This is a genomic window from Caballeronia sp. KNU42 (genome assembly GCF_053760385.1).
The window spans coordinates 4,159,262-4,184,130 of record NZ_CM132388.1; the positions used below are offsets into that span (position 1 = coordinate 4,159,262).

The 24,869-nt window shown below is 55.8% G+C and carries 21 protein-coding genes and 1 pseudogene; 17 read left to right on the forward strand and 5 right to left on the reverse strand.

What is annotated here, in order from left to right:
- Positions 1 to 12: 12 nt before the first annotated feature.
- From ACSOSP_RS18740 to ACSOSP_RS18755, 4 genes and pseudogenes are all read left to right on the forward strand, one after another.
- A pseudogene (locus tag ACSOSP_RS18740) lies at positions 13 to 1,196 on the forward strand (alpha-hydroxy-acid oxidizing protein).
- Positions 1,193 to 2,275, forward strand: coding sequence for an enolase C-terminal domain-like protein (locus tag ACSOSP_RS18745; protein ID WP_455308785.1), 1,083 nt, complete (start codon positions 1,193 to 1,195; stop codon positions 2,273 to 2,275). The pseudogene ACSOSP_RS18740 and the gene ACSOSP_RS18745 overlap by 4 nt, the downstream one beginning before the upstream one ends.
- 110 nt (positions 2,276 to 2,385) lie before the next feature.
- A complete protein-coding gene (locus ACSOSP_RS18750) occupies positions 2,386 to 3,735 on the forward strand; it encodes an MFS transporter (RefSeq protein ID WP_455308786.1) in 1,350 nt (449 codons plus the stop codon).
- Positions 3,736 to 3,779: 44 nt separating this feature from the next.
- Complete coding sequence (locus ACSOSP_RS18755; RefSeq protein ID WP_455308787.1) at positions 3,780 to 5,243, forward strand: benzaldehyde dehydrogenase; 1,464 nt, start codon at positions 3,780 to 3,782, stop codon at positions 5,241 to 5,243.
- A 473-nt stretch (positions 5,244 to 5,716) separates the two neighbouring features.
- Here the strand turns inward: ACSOSP_RS18755 and ACSOSP_RS18760 are convergent, their stop codons facing one another.
- Positions 5,717 to 6,244: a hypothetical protein gene (locus ACSOSP_RS18760; RefSeq protein ID WP_455308788.1), complete on the reverse strand. Its 528-nt coding sequence runs from the start codon at positions 6,242 to 6,244 to the stop codon at positions 5,717 to 5,719.
- Between the two features lie 1,094 nt (positions 6,245 to 7,338).
- Positions 7,339 to 7,740, reverse strand: coding sequence for a homoprotocatechuate degradation operon regulator HpaR (gene hpaR, locus ACSOSP_RS18765; protein WP_455311036.1), 402 nt, complete (start codon positions 7,738 to 7,740; stop codon positions 7,339 to 7,341).
- A gap of 179 nt (positions 7,741 to 7,919) precedes the next feature.
- Between hpaR and ACSOSP_RS18770 the strand changes: the two genes are divergently transcribed.
- From ACSOSP_RS18770 to hpaI, 7 genes are read left to right on the forward strand one after another with little or no spacing between them, the layout of a single operon-like run.
- The gene (locus ACSOSP_RS18770) at positions 7,920 to 8,690 is read left to right on the forward strand and encodes a fumarylacetoacetate hydrolase family protein (protein ID WP_455308789.1); all 771 of its coding nucleotides are present in this window, start codon (positions 7,920 to 7,922) and stop codon (positions 8,688 to 8,690) included.
- Positions 8,687 to 9,445 (forward strand): fumarylacetoacetate hydrolase family protein, encoded by a 759-nt coding sequence (locus ACSOSP_RS18775; protein WP_455308790.1) that lies wholly within the window; start codon positions 8,687 to 8,689, stop codon positions 9,443 to 9,445. The genes ACSOSP_RS18770 and ACSOSP_RS18775 overlap by 4 nt, the downstream gene beginning before the upstream one ends.
- A 16-nt stretch (positions 9,446 to 9,461) precedes the next feature.
- Complete coding sequence (gene hpaE, locus ACSOSP_RS18780; RefSeq protein ID WP_455308791.1) at positions 9,462 to 10,919, forward strand: 5-carboxymethyl-2-hydroxymuconate semialdehyde dehydrogenase; 1,458 nt, start codon at positions 9,462 to 9,464, stop codon at positions 10,917 to 10,919.
- A gap of 51 nt (positions 10,920 to 10,970) precedes the next feature.
- Positions 10,971 to 11,834, forward strand: coding sequence for a 3,4-dihydroxyphenylacetate 2,3-dioxygenase (hpaD, locus tag ACSOSP_RS18785; protein WP_455308792.1), 864 nt, complete (start codon positions 10,971 to 10,973; stop codon positions 11,832 to 11,834).
- 18 nt (positions 11,835 to 11,852) lie between these two features.
- Positions 11,853 to 12,254: a 5-carboxymethyl-2-hydroxymuconate Delta-isomerase gene (locus ACSOSP_RS18790; RefSeq protein ID WP_455308793.1), complete on the forward strand. Its 402-nt coding sequence runs from the start codon at positions 11,853 to 11,855 to the stop codon at positions 12,252 to 12,254.
- A 17-nt stretch (positions 12,255 to 12,271) separates the two neighbouring features.
- The gene (gene hpaH / locus ACSOSP_RS18795) at positions 12,272 to 13,075 is read left to right on the forward strand and encodes a 2-oxo-hept-4-ene-1,7-dioate hydratase (RefSeq protein WP_455308794.1); all 804 of its coding nucleotides are present in this window, start codon (positions 12,272 to 12,274) and stop codon (positions 13,073 to 13,075) included.
- Between the two features lie 9 nt (positions 13,076 to 13,084).
- Positions 13,085 to 13,891 carry a 4-hydroxy-2-oxoheptanedioate aldolase gene (gene hpaI / locus ACSOSP_RS18800; protein ID WP_455308795.1) on the forward strand — a complete coding sequence of 269 codons (807 nt, stop codon included), beginning with the start codon at positions 13,085 to 13,087 and terminating at the stop codon, positions 13,889 to 13,891.
- Positions 13,892 to 13,996: 105 nt separating this feature from the next.
- Here hpaI and ACSOSP_RS18805 read toward each other — a convergent pair whose 3' ends face one another.
- Positions 13,997 to 14,797, reverse strand: coding sequence for an IclR family transcriptional regulator (locus ACSOSP_RS18805; protein ID WP_455308796.1), 801 nt, complete (start codon positions 14,795 to 14,797; stop codon positions 13,997 to 13,999).
- 395 nt (positions 14,798 to 15,192) lie between these two features.
- On the opposite strand from ACSOSP_RS18805, the gene ACSOSP_RS18810 reads away from it, so the two are divergent.
- From ACSOSP_RS18810 to ACSOSP_RS18835, 6 genes are all read left to right on the forward strand, one after another.
- A complete protein-coding gene (locus ACSOSP_RS18810) occupies positions 15,193 to 16,191 on the forward strand; it encodes a 2Fe-2S iron-sulfur cluster-binding protein (RefSeq protein ID WP_455308797.1) in 999 nt (332 codons plus the stop codon).
- Positions 16,192 to 16,229: 38 nt separating this feature from the next.
- Positions 16,230 to 17,573, forward strand: a complete 1,344-nt coding sequence (locus tag ACSOSP_RS18815; protein ID WP_455308798.1) for an aromatic ring-hydroxylating oxygenase subunit alpha — start codon at positions 16,230 to 16,232, stop codon at positions 17,571 to 17,573.
- Between the two features lie 20 nt (positions 17,574 to 17,593).
- Positions 17,594 to 18,388 (forward strand): SDR family NAD(P)-dependent oxidoreductase, encoded by a 795-nt coding sequence (locus tag ACSOSP_RS18820; protein WP_455308799.1) that lies wholly within the window; start codon positions 17,594 to 17,596, stop codon positions 18,386 to 18,388.
- Positions 18,389 to 18,403: 15 nt separating this feature from the next.
- Positions 18,404 to 18,994 (forward strand): 3-phenylpropionate/cinnamic acid dioxygenase subunit beta, encoded by a 591-nt coding sequence (locus ACSOSP_RS18825; RefSeq protein WP_455308800.1) that lies wholly within the window; start codon positions 18,404 to 18,406, stop codon positions 18,992 to 18,994.
- A 13-nt stretch (positions 18,995 to 19,007) separates the two neighbouring features.
- Positions 19,008 to 19,196: a hypothetical protein gene (locus tag ACSOSP_RS18830; RefSeq protein WP_455308801.1), complete on the forward strand. Its 189-nt coding sequence runs from the start codon at positions 19,008 to 19,010 to the stop codon at positions 19,194 to 19,196.
- 140 nt (positions 19,197 to 19,336) lie between these two features.
- A complete protein-coding gene (locus ACSOSP_RS18835) occupies positions 19,337 to 20,890 on the forward strand; it encodes a methyl-accepting chemotaxis protein (RefSeq protein ID WP_455308802.1) in 1,554 nt (517 codons plus the stop codon).
- Between the two features lie 1,133 nt (positions 20,891 to 22,023).
- Here ACSOSP_RS18835 and ACSOSP_RS18840 read toward each other — a convergent pair.
- Together ACSOSP_RS18840 and ACSOSP_RS18845 are read right to left on the reverse strand one after the other, a co-directional pair.
- Positions 22,024 to 23,109 carry a porin gene (locus ACSOSP_RS18840; protein WP_455308803.1) on the reverse strand — a complete coding sequence of 362 codons (1,086 nt, stop codon included), beginning with the start codon at positions 23,107 to 23,109 and terminating at the stop codon, positions 22,024 to 22,026.
- Between the two features lie 82 nt (positions 23,110 to 23,191).
- Positions 23,192 to 24,499 (reverse strand): MFS transporter, encoded by a 1,308-nt coding sequence (locus ACSOSP_RS18845; RefSeq protein ID WP_455311037.1) that lies wholly within the window; start codon positions 24,497 to 24,499, stop codon positions 23,192 to 23,194.
- Positions 24,500 to 24,869: the final 370 nt, after the last annotated feature.

Sequence of the window (24,869 nt, forward strand, 5' to 3'; positions counted from 1 at the left end):
GAGGAATGTGAAATGAGCAAGCCTGTGAACGTAGCCGACTTTCGTCTCCTGGCGAAGAAGCGGCTGCCTCGAATGGTGTTTGATTATCTCGAAGGCGGCGCAGAAGATGACTCGGTTTGAAGCACAACCGGCAAGTCTTCGATAGCGTCCGGTTCCAACCGCGCCGTCTGGTCGACGTCAGTAAGCGGAGCATTGAGACAACGCTCTTCGGCAAGCGCTTGAGCGCGCCGTTTGTCATAGCCCCGACCGGGTTGAACGGCATTCTCTGGCCAGAGGGCGACCTCGTGCTGGCTCGCGCAGCGGAAAAATTTGGGATTCCGTTTGCGTTGTCGACCGCATCCACAGCCTCAATCGAGGCCGTAGCAAAGGCATCTGGAGGCGAGCTCTGGTTTCAGCTCTACGTCGTGCACCGGAAGCTGGCTGAGATACTAGTCAAGCGCGCGTTGAACGCTGGATACACCACGCTGATTTTGACGACCGACGTCGCCGTGAACGGAAAGCGTGAGCGCGATATCAGGAACGGTTTCGGGCTGCCGATGAGCTACAGCCCCAAAACGATTCTCGATGGCGCTCTTCACCCCCGCTGGTCATTTGACCTCGTACGCAAGGGCGTGCCGCAGCTCGCGAACTTTGCCAGCGATGACGTGCAGGATACCGAACTGCAGGCAGCGTTGATGAGCCGGCAGATGGATGCGAGCTTTTCCTGGGACGACCTGTCGTGGCTGCGAAGCCTCTGGCCGCACAAGCTCCTCATCAAGGGGATTAGCCGCCCCGACGATGCCGAGCGGTGCATAGCGCTCGGCGCGGACGGGGTGATTCTCTCGAACCACGGCGGCCGCCAGCTTGATAGCGCCATCGCGCCACTGGAAGCACTCGAGCCGACCGCCGCTCGGCTTCGTGCTCCCGTTCTGCTCGACAGCGGAATTCGACGAGGCTCCGATATTGTCAAGGCACTCGCAAAGGGAGCGAAAGCTGTGCTGCTCGGCCGCGCGACCTTGTACGGACTCGCTGCGGATGGAGCGCGTGGAGTAGACGCAGTGCTGGAAATCATGAAAGACGAGATTGACAGGACGCTTGCTCAAATCGGTTGCCCTTGCGTTCCGATGTTGTCCAAAGACTATGTCTGGACTGACAACGCGCGCGAAGATGCGGGAGCAAATGCAGTGAAGTACGAGACGGATGTGATGGAGCGATGATGAGCGAAACGAAAATCGTTGGATTGCGCACGCGGGCAGTGAACGTCCCTCTGGAATACCCGGTTAAAACTGCTGTCGGTACGGTGGCCAGCGCCCCGCTGGTTCTGCTCGACTTGCACACGGATAGCGGCGTTACAGGGCATGCCTACCTCTTCACCTACACGCCATTGGCATTGAAGCCGGTCCAACGAATGGTGGATGAATTGGCGGCGGTGATCGAAGGACAGCCGCTGGCGCCTCGTCACATCGACCAACTGATGCAGTCGAAATTCAGGTTGCTCGGAATGACAGGTCTGGTCCGAATGGCCACGGCCGGCATCGATATGGCGGCGTGGGATGCGAGGGCCAAACTACATGGACTTCCGCTGGTTGAGCTGCTCGGCGGCGTCGCGCGACCATTGCCTGCCTATGACAGCCACAGCATGGATGGTGTCGAACTCGCGACACATCGGGCGAAGGGCGCAGCGGAAGCCGGCTTCACTGCCATCAAGACAAAGATCGGCTATCCCACCCTTCAGGAGGACATCAAGGTGGTCCGCAGCATCCGCGCGGTGGTCGGCGACAACGTCCAGATCATGGTCGACTACAACCAGGGTCTGACGATCCCGGAAGCCATCCGTCGTGGCCAAGTGCTGGAGCAGGAAGGCGTGTCGTGGGTGGAGGAGCCGACGTTGCAACAAGATTACGAAGGACATGCGAAAGTGCGCGACGCATTGAATGTCCCCGTTCAAATGGGCGAGAACTGGTTCGGGCCCGACGAAATGAGTCTCGCACTTGGCGCAGGGGCCTGCGACCTGTGTATGCCTGACTTGATGAAAATTGGCGGCGTTACCGGATGGCTCCGTGCAAGCGCACTTGCGGAGCAGCATGGGCTGCCGATGTCGAGCCACATCTTCCAGGAATTCAGCGCCCACCTTCTGGCGATCAGCCCTACGTGTCACTGGCTGGAGCGGATGGACCTTGCGGGTCCAATCCTTGAGCCGACCCTGAAGTTTAAAGACGGTAAAGCGCACTTCGGGGAGCTGCCGGGAGCAGGCATCGTCTGGCGCGAGCAGGAAATAGAACGGTTCACAGTTTAAACGTGGCATAGCGCGCTGGCAGTCCGGTCAGTGCTTTTCAGCTATGTAAGTATTACTAATCAATAAGCCGACACAAGAACGGCATCATTCAAATAAACTTGGAGACAAACATGAACGTCAACGTTATCGATGATGTGATCGACGGAACACGCGTTAACTCGTTCCACCTGATGATTGTGTTCTGGTGCTCGATGTTGATGCTGTTCGACGGCTACGACCTCGTCATTTATGGTTCTGTCCTCCCGCAGTTGATGGTCGAGTGGAAGCTGCCAGCAATGACCGCCGGCATCATCGGCAGCAGCGCGCTGTTCGGCATGATGATCGGTGCGCTATCGTTAGGAAGCTCGTCGGACAGATTCGGACGCCGCCGCGTGATTCTTACTTGCCTGGTTGTTTTCGGCCTTGCCGCGTTCGGAAACGGCTTTTGTGAGAATTCGACGCAGTTTGTCATCTGCCGGTTCTTCACCGGGGTCGGTCTAGGCGGAATGGTGCCGAACATCGTCGCGCTCGTGACCGAAATGTCACCGAAAGCCAAGCGCAACATCATGGTGACCATGATGTTGAGTTTCTTTTCGGTGGGCGGGGTGGTCGCGGCACTGATGGGAAAAATCATCACGCCCACCTTCGGTTGGCGAGCCAACTTTCTGATTGCCGGTCTGCCGTTGCTCACGCTCCCAATTCTGTTTCGTTGGCTACCAGAGTCGATTGCCTTCCTTCTGGCAAATCGCCGTTTCGTCGAGGCCGACCGCGTTCTGCGCAAACTTTCCCCGAGCTATCGAGGTAGTGCCGAGTCGCTCGCGTCAACGCTGTCGAGAACATTGGTGAAGCCGACGCAATCGCGAACGGTACAGATTTTCAAGGACGGACGGGCAGCAGACACCCTTTTGATTTGGATTGCATTCGGGATGTGCATGCTGATGGTCTATGGCCTGAACACGTGGCTTCCCAAGTTGATGACAGCAAGTGGATATTCGCTCGGATCGAGCCTAACCTTCCTTATTACGTTGAACGCCGGCGCCGTTCTCGGTGGCCTTGCGAGCGGCTGGCTGGCGGATAAATGGGGCGGCAAAGGTACGCTCATCCTGTTCTTCGCCGTTGCCGCAGTCTCAATCGACCTTCTCGGCTACAAGCAGAACGCTTTTATCCTCAATGTCCTGCTGATGCTGGCTGGCGCAACGACTATCGGCACGCTGTGCATCGTGCACGCGTTTGCTGCTCAGTTCTATCCGGCGAGCGTCCGGTCGACCGGCGTCGGCTGGGCTGCCGCGGCCGGCCGATTCGGCGCAGTCGCCGGTCCCGCCTTAGGGGGTTACCTTGTCGGCATGAACCTTCCAATCACTTTCAACTTCATGGTGTTCGCGGTCCCTGGTGTCGTCGCGGCTATCGCCATCGCGCTCACCTCGAGGACGAGGAAGCCGTTGGCGGAGAGCGCAAAAATCGTCGTCGCACACGCAGACTGACCGTACCGGGGCAGAAATTGAAACCGCTTTCGAACGAGGTATCTATGAGCAGCATCGAACACAAAGCTGTGTGGGAAAGCCGCATTTATTCAGACGGCTGGGTGAGTGCCGCCGGCGGCGTCTCTCCGGTAGTCGAACCGGCAACGGGAGAGACGTTGGCCATTGTCGGGCTGGGCAACCCGGTTGATATCGACCAGGCTGCAAAGTCCGCAGCGACAGCACAGGAAGCTTGGGCATCTACCCCGTTTGACCAACGAGCTGCGGTGCTGCGGGAGGCCGCAAGGCTGCTTAAGGAGCGTGCGCCCGAGATTAACGCGTGGAACGTGAGGGAATGCGGGTCAACACAAGCGAAGGCTCAGTGGGAGCTGCACGCCACCTATGAGCAGTTGCTGGCGGCAGCGGCTATGCCTATGCAGCCTGAAGGCGCGCTTTACCCTTCGGCGATCCCCGGCCGCATGAACATTTGCCGTCATGTGCCTGTTGGAGTTGTCGGTGTCATCGCCCCGTGGAATTTCCCAATTTTGCTCTCGATACGCTCTGTCGATCCGGCGCTTGCTGTCGGCAATGCAGTGGTGCTGAAACCAGACCCGCAGAGTGCAGTATGCGGAGGATTGCTACTCGCCAGCGTGTTTGAGGACGCTGGATTGCCTCCGGGCGTTTTGCATGTCGTCCCGGGGGGCGCAGAAGCCGGCGATGCGCTCGTGCGACATCCACAAGTTGGAATGATTTCGTTCACCGGTTCAACGGCGGTCGGACGCTCAATTGGCCAAATCTGTGGTGAGATGCTCAAGAAGGTTGCACTCGAGCTTGGCGGCAACAATGCCATTGTTATCCTTGACGATGCGGACATTGATGCAGCCAGTTCGAACGGTGCCTGGGGTTCGTTCCTACATCAGGGACAGATTTGCATGCAGACAGGGCGGCACCTCGTACATCGGTCGGTCATCGACGAGTATGCGGAAAAACTGGCACAGCGGGCCAGGAACCTTCGTGTCGGAAATCCGCACACCGAGCAGGTTCACCTCGGTCCGCTCATCAACAAGAAGCAACTCGACAGAATCGACGATATCGTTCGCAAGAGCGTTGCGGCCGGGGCAACTTTGCGCGCCGGTGGCGACTTCACGAAGCTGTTTTATTCACCGACGGTACTGACGGGGGTAACCACCGACATGCCCGCATTTCAGGAAGAGATCTTCGGACCGGTCGCGCCTATCACTGTCTTCGACACCGATGACGAGGCGCTCCAGCTGGTTAACGGGTCGCCGTACGGCCTTGCTGCGGCAGTACATACGAGTTCCTTGGCGCGAGGGCTTTCGCTGGCGTCCCGTATCAAGGCCGGCATGGTGCACATTAACGATCAGACCGTGAACAACGAATTTCATGTACCGTTCGGGGGAATGGGCGCGTCAGGTAACGGCGGCCGATTCGGAGGGCCAGCGAACTTTCATGAGTTCACGCAGACTCAGTGGGTGAGCTCGCTCGACAAGCCGATAGTTTACCCGTTCTAGGAAATTGAGCGAGGGTGCCGGACAGACTATCAACATGGTGTCGGATGGCGACGTGAGCGCTGCACATTGCGGGATGCTCTAGCTACGCACGCCGCTCGGAGATGGATAGGACGAGTAGTGCTCAATATCACGGTCAATCTGTCGACGCTCTATGGCATTTCCCTTACGACACATGCCACAATCGCAGCGACCAGCAGCAGGGCCGATCTCCATCTAGCAGACACGCGCTAGAGGTCCGATGGCACTGCTCCGTTTCCCGTGGCTTCATCCAGTGTTCGATGACGGTGGTATAAGAATCCCTTCCCGGTTGTCCGCGGCTCGATTGCAACGTTTCGAGTTTCCGCACTCATGCGACCAAGTCGAACCAACTATTTTGCATATCGATAGCAGCGAGGCATCTTTGCGGCGCACGTGTTTCCGCTAGGGCGTGGGTACGTCCCGAAACTCGTGCGACCGCATGCAATATGCTGGAATCACGTTTCGCGGTTTAATCGCAAATCACGGAAAAGTGGGGGCAGCATTCCAAAGAAAAGGCGCCGATATGTTCCGGAAGCCTGCATGTCTTGCAAAAACCCGAAAACGCTCCCTTCTCTGGCATTGGCATGTCTCGTAAGCGACACCGACCCCGCTGACACATCCATATGCGGATTCTCTGGCGAGCCCTCGGACCGGACATTTACACCCTGCGCCGTCATCGCGTCGTGCGTACTGGCATCTGCGTGGATATGCTGCGCAGGTTCGAGCGGTGCCCATCGGGTCCAGTTCGGCACGGAATCCGGCGTGCCGATCCGCACCGCGCGCGATCCGTCGCCGAACACTAGAGACTCGACCTTGCAGGGGCGTGAGCTTGCGTCATTTCCTTCGACACAGATGTCCCCAAGCTCGCGGGCGCAGTCAAGGTTGCCTTCGCGTAACAGATCGAGATAAGTGCCACAGCCATCGCCTGGGGTTTTGCGATTCCACCGGTTCAGAAGGGTTGCTGCAATTTCGGCGTCAAACATGCTGATCTCCTTGCATTCGCCTCAGAACGGCAGACGCCGCAGGACAGTCCAGGAAAAATCATGCGGCCGGGAAATCTCGACCGTACCGGTTACTATAGTTGAAAATGGTGCGATGCAATAAGTGCAATTATCATAAAGAAAACTCAGGAAAGCGAGCGTCATGGAACCGGCGCTGCGCGCTCTATTGCGGTACCAAGTGCACCGCGTCATGGGTGGAGCACGCCTGCGTGCGCGTCTTCCCTTAGACAGGAGCAGACGCAGGCTCTGTAAGCGCCTCACGAGGGCCGTTACATTTTGGGTACGGGCGCGGGCAATGATTTCGCGTCAGTGTCCTCATCCGGTACGAGCACCCGCGCTCAATCGATGAGCTTTGGGTTTGGCATGAAGACTCACCGCTTTGCAGCGACGTTTCATGGCAGCAAGTCGTCGACCCAATTAAAACGATGATTGACAATGCGGCTGAGTACGTGACAGATATGTTTCTTATGTTTCCGTGCCGTCCAGGTATCCTTCCGTTCGCAATCCACCACGGCGGGACAAAGGAAAGTAGTCCTGCTGTTCCGGTCAACATTTCAACTGTCGGAATCGCTCGCATCCCGCTGGCACAGAGCGCTGTGCTCCCGAGTAGGGCACCGCAACCGATGCCCAGATTGAATGTAAGCACCCGTTGATTGACGTCTATCGGAATTTTCTTAGAAGGGATATTGCAGAGGTCGAGTACATCTCCCGAACACGGCGTTGCATGTACTGAAGATGGGCCTCCAATGCGGCACCAGTGTCGCCCGGATCTATACTAGATCGTTCGCTAACGGTCGTTTCGAGACCATCTGGTCAGCTTCGTCGCTGACCACTGCCACACTGCTGTTGGAGTGCAGGTCGATTCCACTAAGCCTGTTCATGCCGGCCTCTGAGTCGGTGAGTTTGCGCCCTGACTCTACGCCAGACGTTCTAATGGTACGGAGGCAGGCCGGCTATATCATTAGCCAAGCCGCCAGACGATATCCGTCGCCGAAAAAAGCGCCCTAACGCGCTTTTCTCCTTTTCAGATCTGTCAGCCGGTCGGAGCTCGCGGAGTGCATTACATGCGGAAGCATTCATCGCGTTTCAAGACCAGACAAGAGATCGTCCACCGCTTTGTAGACACGCTTAACGGTGTCGGGTCCGACTTTGAGCTCAAGCTGACGATATTGGTCCTCTAGCTCCTTAGATATTAGCGCGACCAACGTTGCGCTTGCCGATGTCAACGAGACTCGGACCCTTCGCTGATCGTCGGCAAAGCGCTCTTTTACAACCAGATCCATTGCCTCCATACGTCCGAGCACTCCAGCCATACTTGGACTTGAAATCGTGCAGACCTCGGTTATTTGTCGGGGTTCCAACGGCCCGTGTTCGTGCAGGGCGCGGATGACGCGCCATTGCTGATCCGTTAACCCGTGGGCGGCGATAACGGGGCGAAATCGCTCCATCATTTTTTCCCGCGCTCTGAGCAAGAGCATTGGCAGATTGCGATGCAGCATACCTGTGGCGACTAGAGCGTTCATATCGTTGGCAAACATGTCCGTCAGTTCAGTTGATCCGAAGAAACCCGTACAAAAGCGACGAGCGCTTGACTGTAGATGATAGCAATGTCAATATCACTAACATATTAGTGAATGTAGCTGGAGACGGATATCCCATGTTTGCCATTGCCGATCATCGCATCCATCTTAACAACGAGCCGCTGGCGCGAGATGTCAATGCGCGCGAGGCCCTTGTCCTTTTGAGGCACGGGGTTATCTGCCGTCCGCCCGTCTGCGGCGCCGTCTACGGCACGCTGCTCAACGACCGCGCGGCGCTCGAAGCGCTGGGCGGAGCGGTACACGAGGCTCCGTACAAGGCGCCCCCGTTCGCTCCAATACTCTACGTGAAACCTCGCAATTCTCTGACGGGCCACGGATCGAGCGTTGTGGTTCCCGACGATTCAGGCGTTCAAGTTGGTGGATCGCTTGGCATCGTTATCGGGCGTACAGCGTCAAGGCTAATTGTTGGCGAGGCATATGACTATGTCGCCGGTTACACGATTGTTGGCGATCTTTCCGTTCCTCATGTGAGCTTCTATCGGCCATCGGTACGGTTGCTCGCGCGGGATGGCTTCTGCTTGATTGGGCCTGTCCTCGTTGCGTCAAGGCACGTAAAGGACCCTGACTCACTGTCCATTTCCGTATCTGTTAACGGAATTCAGGTGTCCTCGTCTACTACGGCCACCGCGGTGCGCAGCGTAGCGAAGCTTCTAGCCGACGTAACGGAGTTTATGACGCTTGTTCCTGGAGACGTAATAACGATGGGTGTTCCATATGGTTCGCCTACCGCTGGACCAGGCGACGAGGCGAGCATTACGATCGATAGTTGGGCGCCCCTTAGCATGTCATTTGTGAGTAAAACCGAACACGCAGGAGAGGCACGATGAAGCGAGGTCGCGTAGCCTATAAGGGCGCCATTCATGAGGCCTATCCGGACGAAATCGGGGTTCGGCTATCAGACGGACGCTTGTGCCGCGAAGAGGATGTTGTATGGCTTGCACCGATCGAAGTCGGCACAATCGTCGCCCTCGGATTGAACTATGCCGAACATGCGAAGGAGCTAGCGTTTTCGAAACAGGAAGAGCCTCTGGTTTTCCTCAAAGGGCCAGGCACGGTCATTGGACATCGAGGCGTTACAAGGCGGCCGTCCGACGTTAAGTTCATGCACTACGAGTGTGAACTCGCCGTAGTGATTGGGCGCTCGGCAAAGGAAGTGTCTCGCGACAAGGCCATGGATCACGTGGCCGGTTATATGGTTGCCAACGATTACGCCATTCGCGACTACCTCGAAAATTACTATCGCCCGAATTTGCGAGTAAAAAACCGCGATGGAGGGACCGTGCTCGGGCCATGGTTTGTCGATGCGGCCGACGTGCCAGATGTCACGCAATTAGACCTTCGCACCTATGTCAATGGGACACTTCAGCAAAAAGGTAACACGCGTGATTTGGTCACTGACATCCCTGCATTGATCGAGTACCTGAGCGGCTTCATGACGCTCGCGCCGGGCGACGTCATTCTCACCGGCACGCCTGATGGTGTCGTGAACGTCAACGCGGGCGACGAAGTCGTCTGCGAGATCGACGGGTTGGGCCGTCTTATCAACGTAATCGCTTCAGACGCCGAATTTGGCCGCGTCTGACTGACTGGGGCAAGAAATGCGAATCGAACACTTGATTAATGGAAAGTCTGTAGCTTCCCGTGACTATTTCGAGACGGTCAATCCTGCTACTCAGGAGGTGTTGGCGGAGGTCGCTAGCGGAACTGCGGGGGAAGTCGACGCCGCCGTCAGGGCGGCGAAGGACGCGTTTCCAAAATGGGCCGCAAAGCCTGCCACTGAGCGCGCAAAACTCGTCAGAAAACTTGGCGAGCTGATTGCCAAGAACGTTCCGGAAATCTCGGAGACGGAAACGAAGGATACAGGGCAGACTATTTCGCAGACGGGTAAGCAACTTGTGCCGCGCGCTGCTGACAATTTCACCTACTTTGCCGAGATGTGTACCCGCGTGGATGGCCACACGTATCCCACGGACACGCATCTGAATTACACACTCTTTCACCCGGTTGGAGTGTGTGCGCTCATTTCTCCGTGGAACGTTCCGTTCATGACGGCCACCTGGAAGGTTGCGCCGTGTCTGGCTTTCGGTAATACAGCTGTGCTCAAGATGAGCGAGCTGTCGCCCCTTACAGCGTCCATGTTGGGGAATCTGGCGTTGGAAGCTGGGATTTCGCCGGGGGTGCTGAACGTGGTACACGGGTACGGAAAGGAGACAGGCGAGCCGCTGGTGGGGCATCCAGACGTACACGCCATATCGTTTACCGGATCGACGGCGACAGGAAATCGGATCGTTCAATCAGCCGGGCTTAAAAAATTCTCGATGGAACTTGGAGGTAAATCACCCTTTGTGATTTTCGACGACGCGGACTTCGAGCGTGCGCTGGACGCCGCCGTGTTCATGATCTTCTCTAACAACGGCGAACGGTGTACGGCAGGCTCCCGGATCCTGGTACAGAAATCGATCTATGCGAAGTTTGCGGACCGCTTCGTTGAGCGTGCGAAAAACCTGACCGTCGGCGATCCACTTGACGACAAGACAATCGTTGGACCAATGATCAGTCAGGCCCACCAGTCGAAGGTTCGCAGCTACATCGAATTGGGTCCCAAGGAGGGAGCGACACTGGCGTGTGGCGGCTTGGAGATTCCAGATCTGCCGGATGCGATGCGCAAGGGCAATTTCGTAACTCCCACTGTATTCGTGGATGTAGACAATCGGATGCGCATTGCACAGGAGGAAATTTTCGGCCCGGTCGCGTGTCTGATCCCGTTCGACGACGAAACCGATGCGATTCGGATCGCCAATGATATTTCGTATGGCTTATCAAGTTACGTTTGGACTGAAAACGCGGGGCGCGCGCATCGCGTCGCAGCGACAGTCGAAGCGGGGATGTGCTTTGTAAATAGTCAGAATGTGCGCGACCTTCGCCAACCATTTGGCGGGACGAAAGCCTCGGGGGTTGGGCGCGAAGGTGGGACCTGGAGTTACGAAGTGTTCTTGGAGCCGAAGAACGTGTGCGTATCGCTTGGGTCACATCACATCCCGCGATGGGGCGTTTAAGGCACATGCGAACTCAGTCCTGCATTTGCGAACAAGCCTGAGGAGGCGACGATGGGAAAATTAGCATTGGCAGCAAAGGTGACACATGTCCCGTCGTTGTACCTCTCGGAGCTCGACGGTCCAAACAAAGGCTGCCGTCAGCCGGCGATCGACGGCCATCATGAGATCGGACGTCGTTGCCGAGAACTGGGCGTGGACACGATTGTTGTTTTTGATGTCCACTGGCTGGTGAACAGCGAGTATCACATCAATTGCGCTGAGCATTTCGAAGGCATATACACGAGCAACGAGCTGCCTCATTTCATTAATAACATGCCCTACGCCTATCCAGGAAACACTGAGTTAGGCAATGTGATCGCTGAAGTGGCCAATGAGATGGGTGTCAAAACACGCGCTCACAGCAAGACAACGCTGGAGCTGGAATACGGGACGCTTGTGCCGATGCGTTACATGAATGCTGATCAGCATTTCAAAACGGTTTCTATTTCCGCCTGGTGTATGTGGCATGACCTCGACACCAGTGCGAAATTCGGCCTTGCCGTGCGTAAAGCAATCGAAGAGCGCTATGACGGGACTGTGGCCATTCTTGCGAGCGGCTCGTTGAGTCATCATTTCGCAAACAACGGAACCGCTGAGCAGTTCATGAATAAGGTGTGGGATCCGTTCCTTGAGCAGGCGGATCGAAGCGTCGTCGCTTTGTGGGAGAACGGAGATTGGAAAACGTTTTGCGAAATGCTTCCGCTATACAACGAGAAATGCTTTGGCGAGGGCGGGATGCATGACACCGCGATGCTGCTGGGATCCCTCGGGTGGGACCGCTACGACGGCAAGGTGGAGGTCGTGACCCCCTATTTCGGAAGCTCGGGTACGGGTCAGATCAACGCGATTTTCCCCGTAACACCACTCCTTGCATAGCAGTTGGAAGGGCAAATCATGCCGCATTTGACGCTTGAATATAGTGCCAACTTGGCAGATGCGACCAGTATCGGGCAGCTCTGCAGGAGCTTAGCGGTCTGCCTGGATGCGCAGCGCGACGACGATAAGCGCGTGTACCCTCTCGGAGGCATCCGAGTGCGTGCGGTGGAATGCCATCAATATTGTGTCGCAGACGGCCGACCCGACGCAGCATTCCTGCATGGAATTTTGAAGATCGGGGCGGGGCGTTCCGATGCTGTCAAAAAGGCTACCGGTGACGCACTTTTTGCCGTGATTGACAGACATTTCGCTGAAGCTTTTGAACGACGAGGAATTGCGCTTTCGTTGGAGATCAACGAATTCAACGAAGCGGGCACCTGGAAACACAATAGTCTTCACGCGCGCCTTAAGGTTGGTTAATCTTTTAAGAGTCCGTCATGTTAGATGAAAAGACGATTCACGATTTAGCAGGACAACTCAATCGCGCCGAGAAAACGCGAACCCAGTTAAGGCATTTTTCTGCCGCTTATCCTGATATGACCGTTCAAGACGGATATGCGATACAGCGCGAATGGGTAAAAATAAAACTTGCGGAAGGGCATGTCATCAAAGGCCGGAAGATCGGCCTTACGTCGCGCGCAATGCAACGGTCGTCGCAGATTGACGAGCCCGATTACGCGCCGTTGCTTGACAGCATGTTCATTGAGAGCGGGCAAGACATAAGGGCCGACCGCTTCATCGCACCGCGGGTTGAAGTAGAACTCGCGTTTGTGCTCAATAAACCGCTCAAGGGGCCAGGTGTCACCCTCTTTGACGTGCTCGACGCGACCGCCTATGTCACGCCTGCAGTCGAGATTATCGATGCGCGGATCGAGCAGTTCGACCGTGAAACGAAGGCACCCCGGAAAGTCTTCGACACAATCTCCGATTTTGCCGCGAATGCCGGAATCGTACTTGGTGGCCGGCCGGTAAAACCGATGGACGTCGACCTGCGTTGGGTTGGCGCACTTCTGTATAAAAACGGATGCATCGAGGAAAGCGGACTGGCTGCGGCGGTGCTGAATCACCCGGCTACTGGAGTCGCGTGGCTCGCTAACAAAATATCGCCTTATGACGAAAGCCTGAACGCGGGCGACGTAATTCTAAGTGGCTCGTTTACGAGCCCGATTGCGGCGCGAGCAGGTGACACGTTCCACGTGGACTATGGTCCGCTCGGTGGCATTGCCCTCAACTTCATCTAAACAATTCCCATGCTTCTTGCTCAAAATCACTTCAAGCAAGCTTTGAAAGAGGGTCGCCCGCAAATTGGGCTGTGGGCGGCGCTCGCCGATGGGTACGTGACGGAACTTTTGGCGACCGCGGGTTTCGACTGGCTGCTGATCGACAACGAGCACGCACCAAACGATGTGCGCAGCACGCTTGCCCAACTGCAAGCAGTGGCCGCTTATCCGTCTCATCCCGTTGTGCGTCCAGTTAAAAGCGATACGGCGCTGATCAAGCAACTCCTCGACATTGGAGCGCAGACCTTGCTGCTGCCAATGATCGATACTGCCGCACAAGCTCAAGAAGCCGTCGCGGCAACCAGGTACCCGCCGGTAGGCATTCGGGGTGTGGGCAGCGCGCTTGCTCGAGCCTCACGCTGGAACAGAGTGCAGGGCTATTTGAACGATGCAGCAAACGAGCTCTGCGTGCTGGTGCAAGTTGAAACAGTAGCCGCGATGTCGAATTTGGCGGCAATCGCGAATGTCGAGGGTGTCGACGGCGTGTTCTTTGGACCGGCCGATCTAAGTGCGTCGATGGGTTACCTTGGTAAGCCCGGTGAGCCCGCCGTGCGGCAGGCGATTCTGTCCGGGATCGAAACAGTTTGCGTGGCGGGAAAAGCGAGCGGCGTGCTCGCGCCAGACCGTGCTTTCGCCGACGAGTATCTCAAGGCCGGAGCAACGTTTGTGGCCGTTGGTACCGATACGGGCCTACTGAGCCGGGCGGCAGCAGATCTTGCAGAATCTTACAAAGGCGCTGTGTTACACAAATTGAAGGAGGAGCGAGGAGGGTATTAATACTATCGAGCCGTGTTCGCAATGCAGATGGTGGCAGATGGACACAAGTGAGGATTGCGCGAGTAAGGTCCGGCCGTCTAGCAGGCGGCCGAGTCTCCGTTCTTGCTAAACCACTGCGGTCTTTTTGAGTTCTGGCCGTCCGGGAGCGCTCCCAAGCTGGGTAGACAAGTTCGCGGAATGCTGCAGTAAGCGCTCGCCAATTCCTTCAATTTTGTGCTGGTCGAGCCGCACGCTTGGACCAAATACGCCGATCGACCCCGCCACGCGGCCGGCATGATCAAAGAACGGCACCGCGATGGCCACGGCACCCGCAATCAATTCATCTCGGCTAACTGCGTATCCCAGTTTTCGCGCCGATTGCAATTTTTTCTGCAGTTCTTTCGGCTCAAAATCGAGCCCTTCGCAATACTCGACAAGTTCTTCCGATGACGGGTTCATCCAGGCGAGGAGCGCCCGCCCGCTCGCGCCACGAACGATTTTTTCGCTGTAACCGACCCCGCGTTTAAACGAAAGCGGCTCGAGGCTGGGGAGCTCAGCCACGCAGATTCGGGTGGCCCCCTGGGGCACAAACAGTGCCACGGTCTCCCCCGTCTCTTCCCATATTTTTTTCAATATCGGCTGCGCCAGCTGAGCGACGTTCAAGCTGGCTGTCCACGCCCACGCTAGTCTGCCGACCGAAGGTCCCAACCGGAAACGCTGAGGCTCGCCTTCGGTAACTACAAAACCGTTTTGTTCGAGTGTGTACAGCAGCCGATAGAGCGTCGGGCGACTCAAATTGACGCGCTTTAAAAGTTCGCCAACTGTCAGATCGCGGTCGCTATCTCCGAACGCAAGCAGGATATCCAGTGCGCGTTCAACCGAGCGCACTCCACCGTCTCCGCCTTTTTCCTTCTCGACCACATCCATCTTGTTCACTCCCTAAACGTAATTTCCCTGACCGGCCCGAGCATATTACCGCGTCCGCCTGGTGGACAGCCGTTAGGTTTTTACCCCTACTTGACATTCGCAGTCAAGTTCGTAGAATGGACTCTAGTATCACACAGCGGACATAAGCACGGTTCTGCTGAAAAGGAGACGCTGATGTACTCACTTTTACGAAGACTTTCGATAGCTTCGCTGCTCGCATTTCTGAAGCGTTGCGCATGGCGTCGTCCAGAATCCGAAAACCGACGCCGGAAAGAACCCCAACGACTCCTCTGGCCACTCGAACGTGCGTCGACACCCATTTCTATCGCAACGGACAAATGGGCGAGCATCGCTTCGGTCTGCAAAACTTTTAGCTGAGCTACAGGATGACAAGCATGACAACGATCCCCATCACGTTGTTGTTCGCCGATGGCGTGACCCACCAACTATCAGCGATTTCAGGTGAAAAACTCCTTGATGTTGCAGCGAGTGCGGGTCTGTCGCTGCTCACTGACTGTTCAAATGGCCAGTGTGGTACGTGCGTAGGCGCGTGCGTGTCCGGGTCTCTTGAACTCGACGATTACGATCCCAGCGTACTGCCCGATGACGAGCGTGAGGATGGAGCGGTGCTCTGTTGCGTGGCACGAATTTACGAACCAGTGATTGTTGAGCTGCCATACGATTCCAGCGAGGCCAACGCCACGGAAGCCCCGGCGCAAACCGGGCGTGTGCACTCAGTCAAGCACGTCGCTGAAGAAACCGTCCGCCTCGAAGTGGATGTGGACGGCCCGGTCAATTTCCTTCCTGGACAGTATGTTCGTTTGAAACCCGAGGGACAGGATGAATGGCGTTCGTATTCAATGGCCAACGGATCAGGCGAGACGCGACTTGTCTTTTATGTCCGCATCGTTGAAGGGGGAGCTTTCTCGAGCTGGCTTTCAGGCGAGCCTGCGGTCGGCACGCCGATCGAAGTAAGCGCGCCGCGAGGCAGTTTTTTCCTACATGCTGACGATCGTCCGCGGCTGTTTGTGGCGGGGGGAACCGGCCTCGCTCCTTTTCTCGCGATGCTTCGCGCGATCGGTAGCGGTAAGTACCTTACAGCGCCGACTCACCTCCTAATCGGTGTCCGCACGGGTGAACACCTGTTTGCGAAGGATGAAATTGCGGCGCTCCAACGAGAATTTCCTGCGCTCGATGTCCGCTACGCGGCTGAATCTTGCGCGCCGGACGGGTGTCACCTTGGTTACGGCACTGATTTGATCGGCCAGATGACCGTCGACCCCAGGACTCAAGTCTATCTTTGCGGACCTCCTCCGATGGTTGAGGCAGGACGCGAAGCCATGGCGAAAGCAGGACTTCGTAAGAGCGACGCGTTGTGCGAGCGATTTGCCTGAAGCTGACACGTCAACCCCATTAATGAAGTGAGATAGCAATGACCTACGATACGATGATTGATACCGATCACGGCATGATTAGCCGTGAGATCTTTTCGGCCAAGGCAGTTTTTGATGACGAACTCGAAAAGGTATTTACCCGCGCATGGCTGTTCGTGGGCCACGAGAGTCAAGTTCCTAATCCAGGTGATTATTTCACGTCGCGCATGGGCACGGAATCAGTCATTCTCGCTCGGGACAAAAAGAATCAGATCCACGTGTTTTTGAATTCGTGCCGCCACCGCGGTATGAAGGTCTGTCAGTACGACCACGGCAATACGCAGCTGTTCACCTGTCCGTATCACAGCTGGAGCTACACCACCGAAGGGAAGCTCTTTGGGGTACCGCAATTCAAGAATCTGTATGACGGGTGCCTGCAGAAGGAAGATTGGTCTTTGATCGAGGTGGCCAAGCTTTACACCTACAAGGGAACGGTCTGGGCAACGTGGGACAAAGACGCCCCTGATTTTCTGACGTTCCTTGGGGACGCCAAGGCTCATCTCGATCTCGCCTTGGACGGACGAGACGGCAGTGAGGGCGGCTCGGAAGTGCTGATGGGCGTTCACAAGTGGATCATCCCTTGCAATTGGAAGTTCGCTGCTGAGAACTTCCTTGGAGACACCTATCACAACGTCAGTCATCGCTCAGTCGATTTGATCGGTATCGGCCCGAGCGCAGAACAGGGTGTCAAAGGTCGACGCGACAACGAGCTCGAACACGCTCAGCATCTGTGGGTCAATTTTCCATCTGGTCATGGCGTGCACAGCGCGATCATGCCGGAGAATATGCCGTTCGTGGATACGTTTAAAAATGATCCCATCATCGCAGAGTATTTTCGCCACTGCCATGAGGAGCGTCAGCGGCTCCTAGGCGACAAAGCACGCCTGGTCCCGTTCGTCGGCACAATTTTTCCCAATGCCTCATTTCACGGAAAGCAACCCCGCTCGATTTGCGTCTGGCACCCTCACGGACCAGAGGCGACCGAGGCTTGGCGCTTCTTCCTGGTTGATAAAAGCGCACCCCAAGAAGTCAAAGACTTCCTACGTCATTACTACATGCGCTATTCCGGTCCGGCCGGGATGACTGAGCAGGACGACATGGAAAATTGGAACTACGCGACGGCGGGTAGCCGTGGGGTGATCGCTAAGCGCTACCCGTACAACTATCAGCAATCATTGGGCACCTCGCTTCCTTCGGGAACTGGCCCGGTCGCAGGGAACGTCAGCCTAAAAATTAGCGAAGAAAATCCGCGTCAATTTTATCGCCGGTGGCGTGATTACATGAATAGCGCAGAGTGGAGCACGTTGCTCGGCCAGAACGACACGCCCGGCAATAACGATTGACCAAAAGGAAGCCACACGACATGCCAGTAACAATTGTCACCGGTGGAACTTTCGGTCTGGGGCAGTCCATCACAATCGAGCTTGCTAGGCGCGGCCACCAGGTCGTAGCGTTCGGCCTCGCACAGCCGCAAGTTTCGAGTACGGCGAGAGGTTTCGAAAGCTTACATGCCGCACTCGACGCAGAATGTTTGGTAAACCGTGTTGACGTCCTTGATGCCGATGTTTCAGATGCTGCGGATGTCCAGCGCGTGATTGAACAGACGATGGGCAAATACGGTCGCATCGATGGGCTAGTCAACAACGCGGCTATTGGCCCGTTAGGGACGGTCTTGGACACCGACGAGCCGCTCTTCGAAAAAGTCGTCGCGGTGAACCTTAAAGGCACGTATTTGATGAGCCGGAGCGTGATCCCGCATATGGTTTCACAGGGAGGGGGCTCCATCGTCAATATCGGGTCTGGAGCGGGATACGGAAAGCCCAACATGGCGATCTATGCAAGCACCAAGGGAGCGATATTGGCACTCAGTGCCGCGATGGCGTATGACCATTTTATCGATCGCGTCCGTGTGAACGTGGCGATTCCTGGCGGAGGCGGAATCATTTCCGGCATGAGCGTGGGTCGGGTTGGAGGCGACGAAGAGGCGTTTAGAAAACGCAATGCCGCAGGCACCGCTGCCGGCCGGCCGGCAACTGGCTTTGACCTCGCGAATGCTGTGGCGTTTCTCCTTTCCGAGGAAGCCGCCACGATATCCGGAACTGTGATTGATGTCGGCTGTTTCGCACATCAGGGCGGCCCCGTGCCTCTCAAACAATGATTGCAAGGAAGACAAATGACTGATCTTGTGAAAGAACCCGAAGTCGCGCTCGAGTATGTTGCTACGCTCAAGAAAGATGCGCGATATTTCGAGCTCAAGCGGGAGCTTGAAGAGCACCTCTACGAGGAAGCGGAAATGCTCGACGAGCGGCGCTTTCGTGACTGGTTGGACACCTTGAGCGAAGACCTAGTGTACTTCATGCCCATGACCTACAACGTCAAGTACGGCGAACACGCAAAGCGCGAGCGCACCAGTATTGAAAAGGACATGAGTTGGTTTAATGAGGGCAAGTGGACTCTCACGAAGCGTGCCGAACAAATTTTGACGGGTGTGCACTGGGCGGAAGAGCCCTTGTCGAGGCTCTGCCGCCTCGTAACGAATGTGCAGCTCACCGCGATCACCGCGAACAGCGCAGGCCAGGACGAAGTCTCTGTACGCAGCCGGTTTCTAACGTATCAAAATCGTTGCGAGTATGAAGAGTACTATTTCACCGGCAAGAGGCTGGATGTCTTTCGACGGGAAGGCGACAAGTGGCTGCTGATCCGTCGTGAAATCCATCTCGGGCAGACGGTCCTACTCGCAAAAAACCTCACGATGTTTTTTTAGGACAGGCGTAATCATGATTAACTTTATGGATCTAAAGACGGGTCAACAGATGGTTTTGAAGGGTGGGATTGTTGCGGAGGTCGTGGAGAATATGGGCGACGGCATTTGGGCGCAGGTCAAATATATCGAAGCGCCTGAAAGTCCATCGAAAGTTGGCACTGAAGAACTTTGCCATTGCGAGGAAGCTGTCCGGTTGGTCTGAGTTAGTCGAGTGCGCTGAAGACCACTGCAGGACGTAACCAATACAGGACGCACGATCGTTCGTCGGGCTCACCATCGCATGGCCAGAAAGCCTGGGAGCCCAGCCTTGTTGAACCAGAATTTGTTTATAACCTATCGACTATGATCCGTCTGACGCTGAGGCAGAAGCTGTGGTTGCCGTTACTGCTTTGTTTGGTAACGTTGTTACTCGTAACCTTGGTGAACGCGGTAGCCGCGCGAAATGACCAGCTACTGGCAAGAAAGACCGAACTGACCCACGTCACAGAAATGGCGGTATCGATCGCGAAAGACTATGCTAAACAGGCTTCGGCTGGTCAGCTCTCGACAGACGAAGCGCGACGGCAAGTGATCGCGCGCGTTAATGCTCAGCGGTTTGGCTCGACGGGTTATGTGACAATCGTTCGTGGCGATTCGATCGTGATCGACAATCCGATGAGTCCTGAGTCGAATGGGCAGGACAAGCACGGCTTCAAGGACGCGAAGGGCAATCCGATGTTTCTGGATATCGCGGCCGCCGGCAGTTCACGCGACGGTACGGGATTTGTCCGATATTGGTGGCCGAAGCCGGGAGGCGCAGAACCGGCGGAGAAAATCAGCTATGTGAAACGGTTTGGCCCATGGAACTGGGACTTTGTCGTCGGTGCATATGTGGATGATATTCAGGCGCAGTTCTACGCAACCCTTGAACGCTCTGTCGGCATGCTCGCGATTCTCGTAGCAATAGTCTCTTTCGCTGCATCCCGCGTAGTGCGAAATATATTACTGTCCGTCGGAGGCGAGTTGTCGACGGCCGTAGCCGTCGCTAAGCAGATTGCGAGAGGCCATCTAGACGTTCCGATCGAGATTCGCCAGGATGACATCTCAAGTCTGCTGTTCTCACTGCGTGACATGCGCGACCAGCTCTTGCATGCCGTTCTTCGGATTAAGGATGCGGCCGAAACGATTCTGGTCGCATCCAAAGAAATAGCAGCGGGTAACCTGGACCTTTCAAGCCGCACCGAAGAACAGGCGGCGTCACTTCAGCAAACTGCTGCGAGCATGAACGAGTTGACGAAGACCGTGACGCAGACTGCAGAAAACTCTGTGAAGGCTTCGGAACTGGCCGCTGATGCTTCCACCGTTGCTGCGAGGGGCGGTCGAGTCGTTGACGATGTAGTATCAAATATGGCTGGCATCTCCGATAACTCGCGCAGGATCGGTGACATCATCAACGTCATTGAGGGCATCGCATTTCAGACAAATATTCTTGCGCTGAATGCCGCGGTTGAAGCGGCGCGCGCTGGCGAAGAGGGCAGGGGCTTCGCTGTGGTCGCTGGAGAAGTGCGTAATCTAGCTCAACGTAGCGCGAACGCAGCAAAGGAAATCAAGGCATTGATAGACCGGTCCGTGTCGCAGGTCGTTCAAGGATCTGCACTCGTAAGCAAAGCGGGGGAGACGATGGTCGATATAGTGGGAGCCGTCCACCGCGTTTCAGCGATAATGGGCGAGATCTCCACAGCATCACAAGCGCAGAGTTCTGGCATCGAAGAAGTCAACCTTGCGATTCGTCAAATGGACGACGTGACGCAGCGCAACGCTGCGTTGGTCGAGGAGGCAGCCGCTGCGACCGCATCGCTGGACGAACAAACTAATCAACTTCATCTTGCGATCGCGGCATTTCACGTTTCTCGATGAGTTGCATGCTCGGCATGCGCTTGAGGCCTGCTGGTGGCGGGCGTGGCAGCCGATCGGCCATAATAGGAATGGGCCGCAGCGGCACGTCCGGGTCCGCTCGGGCCAAGTGGCTTCCCTCAATTGCAATTGCGTCACGGCTGTCGATGCGTAGACGAACAGCTTGGCAATCGTGGTACCTGCTGTTGTTGTCCATTAATTCGCTAGCGCCGCACAGAGATTTTCCTGCGGGAAATTGCCGCGAAGCGACTCCTAGAAGGTCGAGGCACGCTGGCGCCCACACGTCGGACGGTATGCAACTCAGTCAGAGTTACACGAAGTATCTTGGAAGTGGGAAATGAAGTCATTCGCCTCCATCCCTTGCCACCTTGCCTGACGCAGGGCGTCGCCCTCCAGGACGCGCTTGAATATGCACGGTGCAGCGAGGTAATTCAGCAGATCCCCGATCCCGTATCGGCCGTTTTCCCAATAGAATCCAGACCTGTGAAGTAGATAATCGCTGCGACTTAGACGCGTTTTTTGCGAAGCTTATGCTGCAGCCTTTGAGCGATTCAATTCATTTTTTTGTGGCTGCGATCGAGTGCTATCTCCCTTCTGAGAAATTCGCGGTCCGGCTCGGTAAACCCGGTGCCAGAGGACGGTGTCTCTAAGAAGAATTTCCCGGCGTATAGCCCCAGCAGGACAGGCAGCCGGCTTCGAGGATGAACAAGCTAGCCTTAGGCTGCTGACAATTCCCACCGCCGGCATCCTTATCAGCCCCAGAGGATCATGATTCTCATAACGATTTTTCGCAGCCTAATTTTCTCTAGCATCAGCTTGCTAGGTAATTCGAATAACGAATAACCAACAAAAAAGAGCGATGCTCGCAGACCATAGGCGACTGGGACGAGCCAGGGTCTTTCTCAAAATACAGGGAGAAGCCCGCATTCATGCGGTCAATATTGCAGATCAAGAACGCGGTAAAAAGAAACGATACGGTGAGAGGCGCCACTACGTGATTGATGCCCGCCGCGTTGCTTTCCGTAGCTGAGATGCTGGAGGCGTGCGGCTCTGGAAGACGTTCCAGCGTAACTCCAATTGCATGGTGAAAAATAAAGCGCCCAAGCGACGCTTTGTGATACTAATCATATTGCCAATTAGAAGAGGTGGTTAATGCCTACAGCCACCCCCGTTTGATTGGCACCGGCCACGACGCCCGTTCCAAAACCAGCCACGCCAAGGTTGGATCCATTACTGTTCTTGACATAATTAACCTCGCCGTAAATGCTGGTCCGCTTCGACAGCGAATAGGCGCAATTGATGCCAAAATCGATGGGATGCTGGCCGGCAGATTTGATGTCGGTGTAATACGTTGCCGCAGACACAATAAACGCAGGAGTCGCGCGGAACTGCAACCCACCGTAATACATATCCGAACGGGCTGCGGTGGCCGGGACAGAACTGTTGAACCACTTGTAACCCGCGAACGCCTTGAGCGCGGATATGACCTGATAGCTTGCCCCGACTGCGATGCGTTGCTCCTTGTCTCCCTGTGTCGTTGTTGAGGTGCCACGACGTAGATCGTAGGCGATCGCGGCAAAAATCGGTCCTGTCGCGAAGGAGGTACCACCGCTGATTTCCTGGCCGACCCGGAATTCGCCTGGAATCTGGCCGCCGTTAGTGATGGTTGCGTCATAGCCCGTGCTGTATAGCACGTCGAAGTTGAATGGACCGAGATCCGTTACGTACTTGACCGAATTGTCGGCCCGGTTCGCGTACTGGGCATCCTGGGCGACGATAGACCAGTTGTAATAGCCAAGCGGGTCGAGAGGCAAAAAGTAGTCGTAGATGGGGACTTTCTGGCGACCGAGCGTGACCGTGCCATAACGTGTTTGCAAACCGACGAACGCCTGACGACCGAAAAGCCTCCCACCCTGCTGCAGGGTTCCGTTTGCGACGCTAAAGCCGTTTTCGAGCTGGAATATGGCCTTTAATCCACCGCCCAGATCCTCGACCCCGCGAAATCCCCATCGGTCGTTAGCCGCGCCTCCGGAAATCATCTGGGCGGACCCCTTATTTTCACCACCGCTTTTACCTGCGTGGGTCACGTACGCTATTCCCGAGTCTACGATCCCGTAAAGCGTCACGCTCGACTGCGCGTTGGCAAGCTGCGAAAACAACATGATCGAACAGAAGCCAAAAGCATTGCGTCTGACCTTAGATTCAAGTAATGGGGATTTCATTTTGTTATCCTTATTTTTTTGCGGCTTGGTGGCCGCTTTTTGCCAATTTAGAAATCGAAGTATCGGTTGCGTATTTACGATTTCAGTGGCTATTGGCAGGGTGTTGTGAAATGGTGGACTGACCCGGCGTTTCGGCCTTCCGATGCTGGTCATATGCCGGTCGGCGAGCTACAAAAAGCAGTATGAAAGCACCGCAAATCGGGCCTGCTGCGAGAGTCAACAGGGCGTACGAGAATGAATGGGACGCTGCGTATACCTGCCCGACAAAAATAGGCGCGAGGGCGCTTCCCGATTGCCATATAGCGTTCGTAAACCCGGCTGCCGCACCGGCTGACTTGGCACCCGATGCGCGAGTCACCTGCGCTATCAAGACCGGCGTATATCCGAACGCGACCGCGCCAAGGAAAGGTGCAACGATATAGAACTGTGTCACCGTGGAGCACTGGCCGAACACTGCTAACATTGCAGCGAAACAGAGCAAGCATACGATGGAGACGAGCTTCGTCGCACCGTTAAGTAAATCAGAAACCCAACCCAAAAGTGGTTTGGCAATAACGGCCCCCACACCAAAGAGGGCGGAGATCGAGCCTGCCGTCACTGGCGAGATTCCGTACTGCTTAGTCATCAAGGCATTGCCCCACGCTCCGAAGCCGACAGTTCCCCAAAGGGCGCCGCCCCCGGCCAGCGCTAACAACACGAGGTTCCGATTTTTCAATAGCGCACTGAGTTCACGCCGGGTAATGCGTGAAGACGGGGTTGTCGGACTGTCTCGCAACAGGAAGAACGTGACGATAGCCCAGCAAAAGGTAGAAACGCCCAAAACCCTAAAAGCGTTTTGCCAGCCGAACCAGTTTGACATCGACGGCACTGTCGAATTGGCGATGACAACCGCAAGCGACGTCGCAGTCGAATAGAAGCCGAGTGCGCGCCCACGATCTTTGCCAAACCACGACGCGATGATTTTTACTCCCGCTGAGTAGTCTGCCCCGGCGGACAAACCCATTACAAGTTGAAGTGCGAAACCTGTTCTGAGGTTGTGCGTAAAGCCAAAGCAGAAGGTCGCTATACCCAGTGGCAGGAGGGCCAATATCAAAGTCTTTCTGCCACCAATCGTGTCCGTAAGGATCCCACCGACCACGTTCGCAACGACATATCCAATGTAAAACGCAGTTACGAAGGCTCCCAACATCGCAACCGATATCCCAAGCGATTGTCCCACTGGAGCGGAGACGGTACTCCAGGCTACTCGATCGACATAACTCAAAAGGAACGCGAACCAGACAACGAACAAGATGGCCCATCGGTACGCAGGCAGTGGCGACTCGGTGGAGCTCGGGGTCCCAAGCGCGGAGCCGCTTGGTGTCATTTGGGGTGACGAAATTCGCTTCATCTGTTTATCCACTGCGCTTTTTGCGCCTAAATTCCCGCAATCAAACAGTCCGTACTTGTCGCGGCACAAGCCTCGAGCTTATAAGCCAACGGTTAAAAACTGGAGCCGCGAAACGACTTAATAATCTTGGATATGTCCGTCAGATGGACTGTAGTCTCAATATAAAGTAGTATGGGTTCTAGATTTCGACGTGTCACGTTGGGGTTTACGGCAGGGATGTCAGTCGTACGCGGTATGCGAGACGTCGGTTGGGAGATGCGCTAGCTCCTCAAGAATTCGAGAGCGTGGGCGACTTGAAAGGGCGCTTCCCCTATGCACGGAAAGTCAAATGCAGACGAGATTCAAGAAAGACATGGGCTAGTGGCTCATG

Coding starts and splice junctions, on each gene's coding strand:
- ACSOSP_RS18745 (WP_455308785.1), top strand. CDS start 1,193: ATGATGAGCGAAACGAAAATCGTTGGATTGCGCACGCGGGCAGTGAAC.
- ACSOSP_RS18750 (WP_455308786.1), top strand. CDS start 2,386: ATGAACGTCAACGTTATCGATGATGTGATCGACGGAACACGCGTTAAC.
- ACSOSP_RS18755 (WP_455308787.1), top strand. CDS start 3,780: ATGAGCAGCATCGAACACAAAGCTGTGTGGGAAAGCCGCATTTATTCA.
- ACSOSP_RS18760 (WP_455308788.1), bottom strand. CDS start 6,244: ATGTTTGACGCCGAAATTGCAGCAACCCTTCTGAACCGGTGGAATCGC.
- hpaR (WP_455311036.1), bottom strand. CDS start 7,740: ATGCTCTTGCTCAGAGCGCGGGAAAAAATGATGGAGCGATTTCGCCCC.
- ACSOSP_RS18770 (WP_455308789.1), top strand. CDS start 7,920: ATGTTTGCCATTGCCGATCATCGCATCCATCTTAACAACGAGCCGCTG.
- ACSOSP_RS18775 (WP_455308790.1), top strand. CDS start 8,687: ATGAAGCGAGGTCGCGTAGCCTATAAGGGCGCCATTCATGAGGCCTAT.
- hpaE (WP_455308791.1), top strand. CDS start 9,462: ATGCGAATCGAACACTTGATTAATGGAAAGTCTGTAGCTTCCCGTGAC.
- hpaD (WP_455308792.1), top strand. CDS start 10,971: ATGGGAAAATTAGCATTGGCAGCAAAGGTGACACATGTCCCGTCGTTG.
- ACSOSP_RS18790 (WP_455308793.1), top strand. CDS start 11,853: ATGCCGCATTTGACGCTTGAATATAGTGCCAACTTGGCAGATGCGACC.
- hpaH (WP_455308794.1), top strand. CDS start 12,272: ATGTTAGATGAAAAGACGATTCACGATTTAGCAGGACAACTCAATCGC.
- hpaI (WP_455308795.1), top strand. CDS start 13,085: ATGCTTCTTGCTCAAAATCACTTCAAGCAAGCTTTGAAAGAGGGTCGC.
- ACSOSP_RS18805 (WP_455308796.1), bottom strand. CDS start 14,797: ATGGATGTGGTCGAGAAGGAAAAAGGCGGAGACGGTGGAGTGCGCTCG.
- ACSOSP_RS18810 (WP_455308797.1), top strand. CDS start 15,193: ATGACAACGATCCCCATCACGTTGTTGTTCGCCGATGGCGTGACCCAC.
- ACSOSP_RS18815 (WP_455308798.1), top strand. CDS start 16,230: ATGACCTACGATACGATGATTGATACCGATCACGGCATGATTAGCCGT.
- ACSOSP_RS18820 (WP_455308799.1), top strand. CDS start 17,594: ATGCCAGTAACAATTGTCACCGGTGGAACTTTCGGTCTGGGGCAGTCC.
- ACSOSP_RS18825 (WP_455308800.1), top strand. CDS start 18,404: ATGACTGATCTTGTGAAAGAACCCGAAGTCGCGCTCGAGTATGTTGCT.
- ACSOSP_RS18830 (WP_455308801.1), top strand. CDS start 19,008: ATGATTAACTTTATGGATCTAAAGACGGGTCAACAGATGGTTTTGAAG.
- ACSOSP_RS18835 (WP_455308802.1), top strand. CDS start 19,337: ATGATCCGTCTGACGCTGAGGCAGAAGCTGTGGTTGCCGTTACTGCTT.
- ACSOSP_RS18840 (WP_455308803.1), bottom strand. CDS start 23,109: ATGAAATCCCCATTACTTGAATCTAAGGTCAGACGCAATGCTTTTGGC.
- ACSOSP_RS18845 (WP_455311037.1), bottom strand. CDS start 24,499: ATGAAGCGAATTTCGTCACCCCAAATGACACCAAGCGGCTCCGCGCTT.